This window comes from uncultured Porphyromonas sp., assembly GCF_938046015.1.
In the GTDB taxonomy this organism is placed as follows: domain Bacteria; phylum Bacteroidota; class Bacteroidia; order Bacteroidales; family Porphyromonadaceae; genus Porphyromonas.
In genome coordinates this window covers 1-15,449 of record NZ_CALIXW010000019.1, presented here as the reverse complement: position 1 = coordinate 15,449, position 15,449 = coordinate 1, and the positions used below count along the sequence as shown (strand labels likewise).

Annotated in this window: 10 protein-coding genes and 1 tRNA gene; 6 read left to right on the top strand and 5 right to left on the bottom strand. The window is 61.8% G+C overall.

What is annotated here, in order from left to right; translation table 11 throughout:
* Window positions 1-87 precede the first annotated feature (87 nt).
* The 5 genes from lipA to Q0248_RS02235 all read right to left on the bottom strand — a co-directional run bounded on the left by lipA (window position 88) and on the right by Q0248_RS02235 (window position 7,069).
* A complete protein-coding gene (gene lipA, locus Q0248_RS02255; protein ID WP_299319239.1) occupies window positions 88-975 on the bottom strand; it encodes a lipoyl synthase in 888 nt (295 codons plus the stop codon).
* 58 nt (window positions 976-1,033) lie between these two features.
* Window positions 1,034-3,211, bottom strand: coding sequence for a S9 family peptidase (locus Q0248_RS02250; RefSeq protein WP_299319238.1), 2,178 nt, complete (start codon window positions 3,209-3,211; stop codon window positions 1,034-1,036).
* 192 nt (window positions 3,212-3,403) lie between these two features.
* Complete coding sequence (locus tag Q0248_RS02245; protein WP_299319235.1) at window positions 3,404-4,678, bottom strand: type IX secretion system plug protein domain-containing protein; 1,275 nt, start codon at window positions 4,676-4,678, stop codon at window positions 3,404-3,406.
* A gap of 6 nt (window positions 4,679-4,684) precedes the next feature.
* A complete protein-coding gene (locus tag Q0248_RS02240) occupies window positions 4,685-5,290 on the bottom strand; it encodes a riboflavin synthase (RefSeq protein WP_299319232.1) in 606 nt (201 codons plus the stop codon).
* A 153-nt stretch (window positions 5,291-5,443) separates the two neighbouring features.
* A complete protein-coding gene (locus tag Q0248_RS02235) occupies window positions 5,444-7,069 on the bottom strand; it encodes a sulfatase (protein WP_299319228.1) in 1,626 nt (541 codons plus the stop codon).
* 658 nt (window positions 7,070-7,727) lie between these two features.
* Here Q0248_RS02235 and Q0248_RS02230 point away from each other — a divergent pair.
* From Q0248_RS02230 to Q0248_RS02205, 6 genes are all read left to right on the top strand, one after another.
* A complete protein-coding gene (locus Q0248_RS02230; RefSeq protein WP_299319226.1) occupies window positions 7,728-9,209 on the top strand; it encodes a DUF3078 domain-containing protein in 1,482 nt (493 codons plus the stop codon).
* 42 nt (window positions 9,210-9,251) lie between these two features.
* A complete protein-coding gene (locus Q0248_RS02225; protein WP_299319224.1) occupies window positions 9,252-11,912 on the top strand; it encodes a 4-alpha-glucanotransferase in 2,661 nt (886 codons plus the stop codon).
* A complete protein-coding gene (locus Q0248_RS02220; RefSeq protein ID WP_299319222.1) occupies window positions 11,909-12,874 on the top strand; it encodes a PhoH family protein in 966 nt (321 codons plus the stop codon). Before Q0248_RS02225 ends, Q0248_RS02220 begins: the two co-directional genes overlap by 4 nt.
* Before the next feature lie 54 nt (window positions 12,875-12,928).
* Window positions 12,929-13,870: a phosphoribosylaminoimidazolesuccinocarboxamide synthase gene (locus Q0248_RS02215; protein ID WP_299319220.1), complete on the top strand. Its 942-nt coding sequence runs from the start codon at window positions 12,929-12,931 to the stop codon at window positions 13,868-13,870.
* 114 nt (window positions 13,871-13,984) lie between these two features.
* Complete coding sequence (locus Q0248_RS02210) at window positions 13,985-14,404, top strand: VOC family protein (protein WP_299319217.1); 420 nt, start codon at window positions 13,985-13,987, stop codon at window positions 14,402-14,404.
* A gap of 885 nt (window positions 14,405-15,289) precedes the next feature.
* Window positions 15,290-15,374 (top strand) — tRNA-Ser (locus tag Q0248_RS02205).
* Window positions 15,375-15,449: the final 75 nt, after the last annotated feature.

Genomic DNA, 15,449 nt, shown 5'->3' with positions numbered 1-15,449 from the left:
AAGCTATATACATAAGAAAGGCCTCGCCCCCGAGCTGTACAGCTGGAGGGGCGAGGCCTTATTGTATGAGGATTGGTGCGGGGGGCGCTAGTCGAGGACGTGGCGCTCGGCATGATAGGAGGAGCGCACCAGCGGGCCACTCTCGATATGCCTTATGCCCTTCTCTAGCCCGAGCGTACGCAGACGGGCGAACTGCTTCGGATGGATATACTCCACGACGGGCAGATGGCGGCGCGTAGGCTGCAGGTACTGTCCTATGGTCATGATAGAGACACCGCGGGCACGCGCATCGTCCATCAGCTCCAGCACCTCAGCCTCTGTCTCCCCGAGGCCGAGCATGATGCCCGTCTTGGCAGGGATGCCACTGGCGGCGATACGCTCCAGCACGCTCAGCGAAGTCTCATAGGTCGCGACGTGGCGTACCTCGGGCGTGAGGCGGCGTATGGTCTCGAGGTTGTGAGAGATGATCTTGGGCTGGCAGGCGATGATCTTGTCCACGAGGTCCAGGCGACCATTGAAGTCAGGGATCAGCACCTCGATAGTGACCTCAGGCGTCGTGCGCTTGATCGCCTCGATGGTCTCCACCCAGTGCTGCGCCCCGTAGTCAGGCAGGTCATCGCGGTCTACGCTGGTGATGACGGCGTGGCGCAGCTCCATCTTCTTGATGCTCTGGGCGACCTTGAGCGGCTCGAGGGGGTCGAGTGCTGCGGGGTTCTTGCCGGAGAGCGTGTTGCAGAAGCGGCAGGCGCGCGTACAGACTGCTCCCCCGATCATGAAGGTAGCGGTACCTGCGCTCCAGCATTCGCCTTGGTTGGGGCAGCGTCCGCTGTGGCAGATGGTGTTCAGCCCATGCCCCTCGATGGTCTGCTTGGTGCCGGTGAAGGTAGCGTTGTCGCCGAGGCGTATCTTGAGCCACTCGGGCTTGCGTACACGCACTACATTGCGTGCTTTGGGTGCTGCGGTCTCTTGTTGCATCGTCTAAGTAAAGGCCAGGGGACAGAGCGTGCCGCCCCGCTGGGAGTCTAGGTGCGTACTACAGGTGAGCCTTGAGGTAGGCGATCATCTTCTTATACAGATGGTCGCGCGTCTTGCCCCCGTAGATGCTGTGGTTCTTGTCCGTGTAGATCGCCATGTCGAAGGGCAGGTCCGCCTGGACGAAGCGCTCGGCGACGTCCATGGCATTCTGGACATGTACGTTGTCGTCGGCACTCCCATGTATAAGCAGCAGACGGCTGCGAAGGTTCGCTGCGACCTCGAGGACGGACGAGGCCTTGTAGCCCTCGGGGTTCTCACGGGGCGTACGCATGTAGCGCTCGGTGTAGATGGTATCGTAGTAGCTCCAGTCGGTGACGGGGGCGACAGCGATCCCGAGCTTGAAGGTCGTACCGCCGTGGCAGAGGCTCATCAGCGTGTTGTACCCGCCGAAGCTCCATCCCCATAGCGCTATGCGGCTACCATCGACGTAGGGCAGCTGGCTGAGGCTCTTGGCAGCGGCAATCTGGTCGGCGCTCTCCTTGACCCCGAGGCGTAGGTAGGTGCACTTGCGCCACTCCTCCCCACGAGCCCCAGTACCGCGCCCATCGACACAGGCCACGATGAAGCCCTCGGCAGCGAGCACCTGCTCCCAACCATAGCCGTAGCTGTCGAGTACCTGCTGCGAGTCGGGCCCACTATACTGCACCATCAGCACGGGGTACTTCTTCGTCGGGTCGAAGCCCAGCGGCTTGACGATCCAGGCATTGAGTGACTGCCCCTCGGCATTGCGGACAGTGATGAACTCCTTAGGGGAGATGCGGTAGCCAGCGAGCTTGGAGCGCAGGGCAGCATTATCCTCCAGCGTGCGCAGCGGCTTGGGCTTACCCGTAGCGTAGACAGCCGTCACGGTGGGGGTATGGGCGTTGTGGAAGGTACTGATGTAGTAGGCGAAGTTCTGACTGAAGATGGCGTTATTCGTCCCCTCTCCCCCATCGAGGCGCGTCTTGACGCCCTTGGGGTCGATGCGATAGACGGAGCGACGCATGGGCGAGGCGTCGGCAGCCTGGTAGTACATATTGCCCGCGGCATCGGCACCATAGAAGTCCATCACGTCGTACTTACCCGAGGTGATCTGGCGCTGCAGTACGCCCTTGTCGCTATAGCTATAGAGATGGCGGTAGCCATCGCGCTCGCTGATGTAGACGAAGCCCCCAGGAACGAAGTGGCAGTGCTGGAGGTAGCGGCTATCGACGTAGGCCTTGTTACGCTCCTCAAGGATGAGCTTCGGCAGGAGCGTCTTGTCATTGACGTAGTAGAGGCGGAAGTGGTTCTGCTGACGGTTGAGGCTGAAGACCGCGAGGTTCCCATCCCGCCCCACGAACTCGATACGGGGGATGTAGTAGGGCTTGCTGTCACCGAAGTCCAGCTGCTTCTTGGAGCGGTCCCCTACATTATATATATGTACCGAGACCTCCGAGTTGGGCGTCCCTGCCTCGGGGTACTTATAGGTATAGAGGCTAGGGTACTGACGCCCCCCATACATAGGCATGCTGTACTCCTCGACCTTGCTCTCGTCGGTGCGCACGTAGGCCAGGTAGTTGTTGTCCTCGCTCCAGGTGAGGAGCTTTGTTACCTCGAACTCCTCCTCATAGACCCAGTCCGTCGTGCCGTTCATCACCTTGTTGCGCGCGGCGTCGCTGGTGACGGCGACCTCGGTGTCGTACTCGAACTTCTTGATGAAGATGTTCCCCTCGCGGACGAAGGCGACCATACGCCCGTCGGGGCTGAAGGTCGGGATCATCACCTTGCCCCCGCGTTCGCTCAGCGGCTCTACCCTATTGCGGCGCACATCGTAGTGATAGGCATCCGCCGTCCAGGAGCGGCGGTAGACGGCCTTCTTGTCGCGCAGCAGGAGGATGTGGTGGCCCTGGGGCTCGAGGATATAGTCGTCGAAGGTCTTGAACTCACATTCCCTAGCCTTATCTACACTGAAGAGCGTATCCACAAGCTGCCCCGTGGCGAAGCTGTAGCGTAGGATGGCCTTGTGCGCCTTATCCATCATCGTGTAGTGGAGGCCGTCGCTCATGGAGCGCATCCCTCGGCCTGCGGAGCGCGAGGCGAAGGCACCCGAATTGATCTCCTCAATGGTCATCGTACGCCCGGTCTGCTGTGTGGCCAGCGCTGTCGTCAGCGATAGGCCGAGCAGCCCTAGGGCAAGTAGTGTTCCTTTCTTCATTAGGCTAGCTGCATTAGTAAGTATTGTCTCTAAGGCAAAGATACGAAAAAGCCTAGGAGCGGCTCAGCGAAGGAGCGCCCCTAGGCTATAGGCGATGGCGCTGTCGAGCGGCCTAAGGCCTACCTATATATAGTAGGGCAGCTTGAGCGCACCCCCATAGTCAGACTCCTCGCAAGGGATGGGCAGAGCAGCTCAGAGCTGCAGCACTGCCCAGAGGCGCGGCGCGCGATCAGTGTAGGAGCGCACGAAGGCCAGCACCGTATAGTGGTGCTCGGTCTGATAGTGGTCGCCCATCAAGGTGGCTGTCTCGAGCTGATCACTGCCCTCGGGGCGGTAGACGAACTGATACTCCTGATAGCCTTGCTTCAGAGGAAGGGCTAGCTGGTAGCTGCGTGTGGCTGCATCATAGCGCAGCTCACGGCGCTCCAGCGGCATGTAGCGGAAGGCCTCACCCTCGAGGTAGACCTGCCCCGCTAGCGGCTCGGGGCACTGGAGGCGGAAGCTCAGCTCATGGTAGTCCCCCTCAGTGGCAGACTCCCCTCGGAGCGTGGAGAGCAGCTGCAGCCCCTGCCGCTGCTCCTCGTAGCTGAAGGGCTGCCCTGCGCGTGGCTGACGGGGGTGAAGCTCTAGACCTAGCAGCCCAGAGGCGGAGCGGTAGCTAGCAGCTACCCCCTGGAAGGGCCCGCGATCCGAGCGGTGCTCCACGCGGTAGTAGCCGCTACCTGCGGCGAAGCGTGCCGCGGCGCTCCCTCGATAGCTCAGCCCGTCTGCTTCCTCGTCAGAGGGCTGCCCTAGGCGCTGGGCTGTCTCCCAGCGTCCGTCCTGGATGACAAGGAGCTGGAGGCCCTCCCCCAGCGCAGCTCGATCTGCTAGACTGAGCCCTCGCAGCTCGACCTCGACCTGCTGCAGCCCTCCACGCAGCTCTCCCCAGGCATCGGGCGTCACACGCCCTTCCAGCCGTAGGCGCTGCTCATAGACCGAGAGGGGCACGCGCAGCAGGCTACGCTCCCCCGACTCATCGAGGATCTCGAGGAGATAGTTGCCCGAGCGCTGGAAGAGCTGCGCCCCGAGGGCGAGCTCGTAGTGCTGATAAGGCTGCAGGGTACCGACACTAGGCCGTGGAGGGGGCAGCTGATCACTGTCCGCCCCACTGAGGTACTCGGAGGCATACAGCTCCGAGGCCCTCCAGTCGGGCTCACAGAGGCGAAGGCGATAGCTCAGCAGCGGCGCCCCCTGCCCCCCGAGGAGGTCAAAGGAGAGCTGCAGCACCTCGCTCGAGCCTAGCCGCAGCAGGCAGAGCTGGGGATGGCTGTACGGCTGCTGCCCCTCGAGCCCGCAGGTCACCGCTCCCACCTCGGGGGCAGACCAAGCGGGAGCCTCGGGCGGCACTCCAGCCGAGAGGAGAGAGGGAGAGAGGAGCAGTAGTAGTCCGAGGAGCGCGCTCCGTAGCGTGCCGAAGGGGCTCATCCGCCGCTAGCCTGCGTACTCCTGCATCTTGCAGAGGTACTTGCCTACGATGTCGAACTCGAGGTTGACCTCCGTCCCCGGCTGGATGTGCTTGAAGTTGGTATGCTCGTGCGTATAGGGGATGATGGCCACACCGAAAGAGGTCTTCTCCGAGTCGCAGACCGTGAGGCTCACCCCATTGACCGTGATCGAGCCCTTCTCCACCGTCATGTAGCCCTTGCGTGCTAGCGCCGCATCAGTGGCGTGCTCGAAGCGGTAGAGCCAGCTGCCATCAGCCTCCGTGACGGAGACGCAGCGCGCCTTCATATCCACGTGCCCCTGCACGATGTGCCCATCGAGGCGACCGCCCAGCAGCATGCTGCGCTCGAGGTTGACATGATCGCCGAGCTGGAGGCTCCCGAGGTTGGAGCGGTCGAGGGTCTCCTGAATGGCCGTGACCGTATAGCGCCCTTCATCAAGCGCGACGACAGTGAGGCAGACGCCATTATGCGCCACGCTCTGGTCGATCTTGAGCTCGCTGGCGAAGGGACAAGCGATGGTCAGATGGAGGTTCTCTCCCTCACGTACTAGCCCGACGACTTCGCCGCAGGCCTCTACAATACCCGAAAACATATGCTGAGTCTATATAAAGATGTATAGCCCGCCTCTAGGGAGCCGACCGAGGCTCCTGAGGCTGGGCTATACAAAGGTAGTACATTAGGCACTATAGTGCCCACGGGGGCGTGCCTTACGGTGGGGATGCCGCCGAGGCGGTGCGAGGGGGGGCTACTTGGCGTTCTGTGCCTTGTAGTACACGCGCAGCTCCTCGAGGTCACGCTCTAGCTGCTTGCGCACCCTGGCGTAGGAGGGATCGTCGAAGACGTTGTGCAGCTCGTTGGGGTCCTTCTTCAGGTCGTAGAGCTCCCACTTGTCTATGTCGCCGTAGAAGTGCATGAGCTTGTAGCGCGTATTGCGTATCCCATAGTGGCGACGTACGGCATGCTCCCCAGGATACTCATAGAAGTGGTAGTAGAGCGCCTTACGCCCGAGGTCGGGCTCCTTACCATTCTTCAGGAGGAGCTTACGCAGTGAGGTGCCCTGGATGTCCTCAGGGATAGGCAGGCCAGCCATATCGAGGAAAGTAGGTGCGTAGTCGATGTTCTGCACCATCGTCGTCACGTCCCCACGCTTGTCGTAGCCCTTAGGCAGACGCATCACCAAGGGCGTGCGCAGCGACTCCTCGTACATGAAGCGCTTGTCGAACCACCCATGCTCGCCCATGTAGAAGCCCTGGTCGGAGGTGTAGACGATGAGCGTATTGTCGAGGAGGTCATGCTCCTTGAGGTACTGCAGGACACGGCCGATATTGCGGTCGAGCGAATTGATGACCTTGGCGTAGTCACGCATGTAGCGGTTGTACTTCCACACCGCGAGCTCGCGCCCCTGAGGGGGATTAGCGAAGAAGGCACGGGACATAGGGTCGTAGAGGCTATCGAACTTCGCCTTGACGTCCGACTGGAGATCGCCGTAGATGTCCCTGATGTAGTGGCGTCCGAGGCCCGAGGGCTTGGGGTTGGTACGCATCTTCAGGTCATAGGTGATATCCATGTCCTTGAGGATATTCATCTGCTGCGCCGCTGCGGCAGGACGCCCCGCGTAGTCGTCATCGAAGGTCTCGGGCGTGGGGAAGGTCCTATCCTCATAGGCATTGAGGTCGACGGTATCGGCCATCCAGCAGCGGTGAGCCGCCTTGTGATGGATGAAGAGGGCGAAGGGCTTCGTCTTGTCGCGCTGCTCCAGCCAGTCGAGGCTCATGTCGGTGATGATATTGGTGACGTAGCCATGATAGCGCACGCGCTCCGTCTCCTTGGCATCCTGTCCGTCCGGGAGGCTGTAGCCCTTATTGAGGTGCATGCCCTTAGGCACGATGAAGTAGGGGTTGTAGTAGTCGCCCTGCCCTGGGAGGATCGCCCAGTGGTCGAAGCCCTGAGGGATGCCGTCGAGGTGGATCTTGCCTATCATCGCCGTCTGGTAGCCACCGGCACGCAGCAGCTTGGGCAGGGTCTGCTGGCTCTGGTCGAACTGGTGCGAGGTCTCGTTGTTGATCTTGCCATTCATATGGCTGTGCTTCCCAGTGAGCATGCAGGCGCGGCTGGGCCCCGAGATGGAGTTCGCCACGAAGCTCTCGGTGAAGCGCACGCCCTCACGCGCGATCGCGTCTATATTAGGAGTGGAGATGTAGCGCTTGTCGTAGGCGCTGATCATCTGATAGGCGTGGTCGTCCGACATGATGTAGACGATGTTGAGGGGGCGTGTGGCTGGTGCGGCCTTGGCTGCAGGGTGCTGCGCCTGAGCTACTCCTCCTACGGCAGCGAGGGTGCTCGCTACGCAGAGGATCTTCCGACTGTCCATGTAGTAGTCTTTTCTGGTGGGTGCTTATAAAGTTAGGTACGGAGGCGCGACCTCCGAGACAAAGGTAAGGATAATTGGCTGATAGGCGAAGTACTGCCGCCAGGAAGGAGCTGCCCCCTCAGTCCCTGTAGCTCAGCTGCCCTCGATCACCCTTCGAAGCCCCCCACGCCGGAGGTCACGCCGCTGGATCTCCTACTCCCAAGCCCCCCTACACACACCAGCGAAGCCTCCCTCCTTTGGCTAGGCCTAGGGGAATACAGCCCTGTACACGGTCAGGCGCCAGGGGGGATGAAGCCGAAGCCGTGGGGAGACAAAGCCGAGCACCTCACGGGACAGAGCTCAGCCCCTAGGGGGACGAAACTGATAGCCTAGGGGGAGGGAGAAAAGTAATATTATATTCCGCCAAATGTTATATAACATCCCGCCGAATATTATATAAGAATCAGCAGGATATTATATAAGAATTGCCGAGATATTATATAATAAATTCCACGCCCCCATAGGGAGGAGCTCGCCCCCCCACTAGGGAGAGCACTCTTCTGCCTAGCCGAAGCGCCCAGCGAGCGCCGCGCGGGCAGGCAGCCCCGCTACAGGCTGGGCCCATAGATTTGCGTATCTTTGCGTCCAGCAGATGTGTATTCTGGAGTCCTCAATGATCATGATTAGAAGATCGTACCTCGTCGGTGTCCTCCTTGCGCTAGTCGCCTTCACCCCTCTAGCAGCCCAAAATGGCGAGTCCCCGAGCCGTGGACAAGGCCTCAACATCCATGCGCTGGACAGCCTCCTCACCCAGGACGACCCGAGCTATTTCACCCCCCGCACGAGCCTTAGCCCCGAGCTGGAGCAGCGTCTACAGGCTGCCCCTAGCCTAGGTCAGCTTCTGCTGAGCTACTACCGTCAGGGAGGCTTGCCCCAGACGAACTATTGTTCGCCCCTAGTGGCGCAGCTGCTGCTCCCCCGCCCCTGGGCCTCGGTGAGCCGTACGCCCGTGGGCCTCAGCTCCGAGCCTCAGCCGTCTGCAGCCCTCAGCATCGCTGCCCCTAGAGAGGAGCAACTGACGCGCCTCACAGGCTCCCCCAGCCCCTTCGACCTCAGCCTCCCCCAGCTCAGCCCAGGCTACGCCCTTGGGCTCGCCCTACGCCGTGACTACCTCCGTCAGCTGGAGCTACGCCACCCCGAGTACTTCGCCAGTAGCAGCCCCGCCTCCACCCTTGCCCTAGCACGCCCGAGCGACTCGACCTCAGAGCGCCTCCTGGAGAGCTACACCAAGGAGAGCAAGCTGAAGAAGATCGACCTCCCCCAGCAGCGCAACTACGGCGACCTGCAGGAGCGCCACTGGCTCCCTGGGCTGGAGAGCAGCATCCAGTTCTCGCAGAACCAAGTCTCGGAGAACTGGTACAAGGGCGGCGCGTCCAACCTCAACGTCTACATGCGCAACTACCTCTCCCTACGCTACATCACCGAGCACGTGCTGTGGAACAATGAGCTGGAGAGCAAGCTAAGCGTCTACAACGCCGAGAAGGACAGCGTCCACCGCTACCGCATCGCTGATGACCTGCTGCGCCTACATAGCAACTACGGCCTTCGTGCGTGGAACAAGGTCTACTACACTCTAGACGCAGAGCTACGCACACAGCTCCTGCAGTCCCACCGAGAGAATAGAGAGAGCGTGCAGTCGGACTTCCTCGCCCCCTTCACCATCAATGTCGGGCTGGGGATGAGGTACGACTATTCGATGAAGTCCCAGAAGGTCTACGGCCGTGCCTTCAACTTCGCCATCAACGTCGCCCCCATCTCCTACACCTACCGTGGTACACGCCGCGAGGATATCGAGCTAGCACGTCACGGCCTCTCGCCCGAGGAGCCCTGGTACCAGCGTATCGGCTCGACCGTGAACTCTACATGGCAGTGGAAGGTCAATATGAACCTCACCTGGACCTCCCGCCTCTACTTCAACACCTCTTATAAGAATGTGGAGGTCGAGTGGGAGAACACGCTGGACATGGCGCTCACCCGCTACTTCTCCACACGCTTCAACCTCAACCTACGCTACGACGATGCCGTACGCCCCTACCCTGGCTGGCATCGCTACCTGCAGTACAACGAGCTCTTGAGCTTCGGCTTCAACTACCGTCTCTGATCCCCTCATCCCCTCACGCCCTCCGCAGCACGGATAGCTCTCATGACGCTTAGCCTTACCCTAGACTACTACACCCGCTGGGGCGAATCCCTAGCCCTACAGCTCGAGACCGCACAAGGCCAGTCACTACACCCACTACACACCACGGACGGGCGTCGCTGGCAGCTGGAGCTCGAGCTCGCCAGCACGAGCCTACGCTATCACTTCGTACTGCTCGGCGCTGCGGGTGAGGTCCTACGCCGTGAGGCTGAGGACCATCTGCTGGAGCTCAAGGGGAAAGAGGGCTACAAGCTCAGCCTACGCAGCAGCTGGCGCGATCGCCCCAGCGAGCGGATGCGCTACAGCCGTGCCATCCGCGTGCTGGCTGCCGAGCCCGCCCCTCAGCCCCTACCCTCGACCGAGGCCGACCGTCCACTCGTGACCTTCCTCGTCGAGGCTCCTGCCCTCGCCCCCACGACCGAGCTCTGCCTCGCAGGTAGTGCCGCCGCCCTCGGAGGCTGGCAGCCCGAGGCCGCCCTACCCCTCCAGTACCTAGGCAAGGGACGCTGGGGCATCAGTCTAGATCCAAGCCTCATCACCTCCGAGGCAGGCCCCTCCTCTACCTACAAGTACCTCCTGCGCTCACCGCTCGACGCGCCACGCTGGGAGGAAGGCCCCGACCGAGAGCTCCCGCTCACGGATCGCACCACGGACACAGACCTCTATATAGAGGACGGACTGCTACGTGTACCCCTCGAGGCCCCTCGCCTGGCGGGCTGCGTCGTCCCCCTCTTCTCACTCCGCAGCACCAGCGACTGGGGCGTGGGCGATATGCAGGCACTGCACGAGGCCATAGATGCGGTGGCCGAACTGGACATGCACGCGCTGCAGCTGCTGCCGATCAATGACACCACCTTCTACCGCGACGCACGCGACTCCTACCCCTACAATGCCATCTCCGTCGACGCGCTGCACCCCATCTACCTCAGCATCGAGCTCCTTCCCCGCCTAGCGGATAGCGCCCTGGAGGCAGAGCTCCGTGAGGAGGCCACCCGCCTCCGTGCCCTCCCCGCGCTGGACTACCCCGCCGTGCTGCAGCTCAAGGAGCGCTACCTCCGTGCCCTCTTCGCAGAGCGCGCCGCAGCCGACCTTACCAGCCCCAGCTACGAGGACTTCGCTCGGCGCAGCGCCCGTTGGCTGGAGGCCTACAGCTACTACAGTCTCTTGCGCGACCGACACCCAGGGCTGCCGCCCAGCGCTTGGACGGGCTATGAGCGCTACGATGCAGCGCGGCTACGCTCTGCCCTCAGCGCCGAGCAAGTGGAGCTCGACTACTACAAGTGGCTGCAGTACCTGCTGGACGAGCAGCTCCGAGCCGTGCGGCAGCACGCCGAGGAGCGCGGCGTCTTCCTCAAGGGAGACCTCCCCATAGGCGTCGCTCCCCACGGGCTGGACGTATGGCTAGCACCCGAATACTTCCACCTCGAGGAGTCAGCAGGTGCTCCGCCCGACGACTTCGCCGCCGACGGGCAGAACTGGGGCTTCCCCACCTACGACTGGGAGCGTATGCAGCGCGACGGCTACCGCTGGTGGCAGCAGCGCCTCGAGGGGCTGGAGCAGTACTTCCATGCCTTCCGCATCGATCACGTGCTGGGCTTCTTCCGCATCTGGGAGATCCCTCGGACGCAGCGCTCTGGGCTCTTGGGGCACTTCCACCCAGCCCTACCCTACAGCCTCGAGGAGTGGCGCGCGCTCCTGTCGACGCCCTATCCTATCGAGCTCCTCACAGCGCCGCTCCTACATCACAGCGACCTTGAGAAGGCACTCGGAGGAGAGCGTCTGCAGCACTTCCTCTCCTCGGGGAAGCTCCTCCCCACGAGCCTCAGCGACTACTACACCCTCTCCAGCGGCGAGCAGCAGGCCTTCGACGAGGAGGAGCTGGCGCCGCTCCTACCGCTCTGCACCGAGACGGCGCTCATCGCCGACCCCTACCGCCCAGGGCACTACCACCCACGTATCAGCTGGGAGCGTAGCCGCCTCTGGAAGCATTGGAGCCCCGAGCTGCAGGCCGCCTGGGCTGCTCTCAGCCACGAGTACTACTACCAGAGGCACAACGCCCTCTTCCAGCACACAGCGCTGGAGCGCCTCTCGGGGCTCATCCGACATACCGACATGCTGCTCTGCGCCGAGGACCTCGGGATGATCCCCGCCACGGTGCCCGCCGTCCTCCAGGAGCTGCAGATCGCCTCCCTCGAGCTGGAGCGCATGCCCAAGGTCCTTACCGCCTCGGGCTGGACACCCCCCTCGCACTTCCCCTGCCACTCGGTCGCAACGACCTCGACCCACGACATGCCGCCCCTGCGCGCCTGGTGGCATAGCCTCGGCGCAGACCGCCAGGCAAGCTACCTCCAGGAGGAGCTCGGGCTCAGCCCCCTAGAGCTAGCCGAGCTCGATGAGGCAGGCATCTACCGCGCCATCGTCGAGGCCCACCTAGCCTCCCCCGCCCAGCTCGCCCTCCTGCCGCTAGCCGACTGGACGGCCACCGACGAGCAGCTCTGGCTCCAGCACCCCGAGGAGGAGCAGATCAATCACCCCGAGGATCCTCACCAGTACTGGCGCTACCGCTTCCCCATTACCCTCAGCGAACTGGTCTCCCAGCAGCCTGACTGGTGCCGCTATATCCGTCACATCATCCACTCAGCATCACGTATCCCCACGCTATGATGGAGCGCATCTACGCCTTAGCCGAGGCCGACATCGACACCTTCGTTGGCACGAATAGGGCGAACCTCATCACCCTCTCCAACCTCTTCCCTAAGACGAAGCTACGCCTGCACCAGAACGTGCTGAAGATCCTCGGCGAGGACCAGGCCGTCGAGGAGCTCATGCACGTGCTCAGCGCCCTAGAGCAGCTCTGCAGCGAGTATAACCAGCTCACCGAGGCACAGATCATCGAGACCGTACGCCGCCTACGTAGTGGACAGGAGGGGAGCGGGCAGCCCAGCGCCAGCGACGTCATCATCTACGGCATCCACGGCAAGGCCATCCAGGCCCGCGGCAGGGCGCAGCAGCGCCTCGTCTCAGACTTCGGCAGCTGTGACCTCTGCTTCGCTACAGGCGCGGCAGGCTCGGGGAAGACCTTCATCGCCATCTGCCTGGCAGTAAAGGCGCTCAAGGCTAAGCAGGTGCGCCGCATCATCCTCTCACGCCCTGCCGTAGAGGCTGGGGAGAAGCTCGGCTTCCTCCCCGGGGAAATGAAGGATAAGCTCGATCCCTACCTCCAGCCGCTCTACGACGCCCTCGGCGAACTGATCCCAGCGCCCAAGCTCAAGGATCTAATGGATACCGGCGTCATACAGATCGCTCCCCTCGCCTTCATGCGCGGACGTACCCTCAGCGACGCCGTGGTCATCCTCGACGAGGCGCAGAATACGACCCCACAGCAGATGAAGATGTTCCTCACCCGCCTCGGGATGAACTCCAAGATGGTCATCACGGGCGACTTCACCCAGGTCGACCTGCCGCGTGGCGTCCCCTCAGGCCTCCGTGACGCCCTAGACAAGCTCGAGGGCATACGCGGCATCGGCTTCGTGCACTTCGGCAAGCAGGACATCGTGCGCCATCCCCTCGTCTCGGCCATCGTAGAGCGCTACGACGAGCGCGAGCGCGAGGCCGAGCAGTCCTAGACGGTTCCCAGCTAGACATTCACCTATCACTGCATTCATATACACACATCTCTTATGGCACAGACACTCGTACGTACAGACTTCCACTTCCCAGGCCAGGACAAGGTCTACCACGGCAAGGTGCGTGACGTGTACTTCCTCGACGGGGAGCGCATCGCCATGATTGCCACCGACCGCATCTCCGCCTTCGACGTCGTCCTCCCTAAGGGCATCCCCTACAAGGGACAGGTGCTCAATCAGATCGCGACCTACTTCCTCGAGGCTACCAAGGACATCGTCCCCAACTGGCTCCTCTCTACGCCCGACCCCATGGTCTCGCTCGGGCACCGCTGCGAGCCCTTCCGCGTCGAGATGGTGATCCGTGGCTACCTCACGGGATCAGCCTGGCGCGCCTACAAGGCAGGCGAGCGCACGCTCTGCGGCATCCAGCTGCCCGAGGGTATGCGTGAGAACGAAGCCTTCCCCGAGCCCATCATCACCCCCACGACCAAGGAGGACGAGGGCCACGACGAGAATATCTCCCGCGAGGAGATCATCCGCACGGGGCTCGTCAGCGAGGAGGACTACAAGCAGCTCGAGGCCTACACCTACGCACTCTTCCGCCGCGGGCAGGAGATGGCGCGCGAGCGTGGCCTGATCCTCGTAGATACGAAGTATGAGTTCGGCAAGAAGGACGGCAAGATCTACCTCATCGACGAGATCCACACGCCCGACTCCTCGCGCTACTTCTACGCTGAGGGCTACGAAGAGCGCTTCGCCCGCGGAGAGGAGCAGAAGCAGCTCTCCAAGGAGTTCGTCCGTCAGTGGCTCATCGCCCAGGGCTTCCAGGGGCGTGAGGGCGAAGTCATCCCCGAGATGACGCCCGAGTACTGCCAGAGCGTGAGCGAGCGCTACATCGAGCTCTACGAACTGGTCACGGGCCGTCCCTTCGTCAAGGAGGATACGACGCAGCTGGCCGCACGCATCGAGCGCAACGTGCTAGCAGCGCTCAAGTAAGCCCCCTCCCCGATAAGACAGCCAAGCTCCACGCCTAGCTCCCTCGATCCTTAGAGGCGGGCTGAGCGTGGAGCTTGCTTTTCCATCACCATCACACGACCCAAGGAGACGACTATGCGCCAAAGGCTCACCCTCATCACCCTAGGCGTCCGCGACTTCGCCCGAGCCCTGGCCTTCTACGAGGGCCTCGGCTGGAAGAAGTCCGCCGCCAGCCAGGAGCACTACGCCCTCTTCCCCCTCGGCGGGATCGTCCTAGGCCTCTATCCCCTCCAGGCACTGGAGGCAGATACGACGCTCCGCCATCAGGCGAGCAACTTCGCCGGCCTTACGATCAGCTACAATGCGACCTCTCTCGAGGAGGTCGACACCGTCCTACAGGAGGCCGAGCGCCTCGGGGCAAGCATCGTCAAGCCCGCCCAAAAGGTCTTCTGGGGCGGCTACAGCGGCTACTTCAAGGACCTCGACGGCTACCTCTTCGAGGTGGCCTACAATCCCTTCTGGCAGCTCGACAGCGAGGGTAAGCTCCTCCTCTAGCCCCTCTACGCAAGGCTCTAAGGCCCGCCCCTGCACATCCTAAGAGGTCCCCAACACACAGCTTGGGAGAGCTTATCCAAGTCCTCCCAACAAAGGGTACACAAAGTCTCAGCGAAGGGAATCCCGTGTCGCAGCCAAGCGACCTCCCTACCCCAGCTCCGTGAGGGATATCCGTCAGCATCCTGACGGATAGCCCTCACGCGCGTCATGGGCGCCCCTCAGCGCGCTGACTGATATCCCTCACACCCCCTCCCTTATACTCGGACTTAGCCGAAGCCCTACCCTAGCCTCGTCGCCGCTAGAGGCAGTCAGGAGCCTAGGACAGCAGAGGCCGCCTTAGCCTAACTGACACCCAGCACGCACTCTGCTTGCCTGCTTGCCCCTAAAGGCACGACAAACAGATCCTATACCCAATACGTAGCTGCGGGCAGCGCATGAAGCGAGGGCGGGGAGATTTGGTACGAATATAATTTTGACGTATCTTTACAGTGTGTTTTTCATGGTATTAGATTTAAGGTTAACGAAGAGTGCGGTTTGTCGGGAGACAAGCCGCACTCACTTTATAAGGAGTACCCGCAGCGCTGCTCGGCACCTCAGGAGTTAGTCACCGAGCATCGGGAGGCAAGGGCAGTGGCTTAGGGGATCCCCTCTGCACCTAGAGCTACTGCACGGAGCCAAGACTTGGGCTGCAAGCGGGAGTAAATTGGGCTACAAGAGTCAATTGGCAGGATTGCATTATACACCAGTCCTATTGGTTGACTCAGAGTTATACTTGTGGGGCGATATTAAGATTATATGTCAGCTCCGCTGTGTTTGTGTAATTGCCCGAGCTGACGTATCTTTGCAGCACAGAGGACACGACTGCTCGCGCGGTCGTGCTCCATCGGAGAGATGGCAGAGTGGTCGATTGCGGCGGTCTTGAAAACCGTTGAGGTGAGAGCCTCCGGGGGTTCGAATCCCTCTCTCTCCGCAAAGAGGCTTCAAAGTGACTGCAAAATGGTCGTCAGAGAAGCCTTCAAAACAAGAGTAAATCGTTGTAGGACAT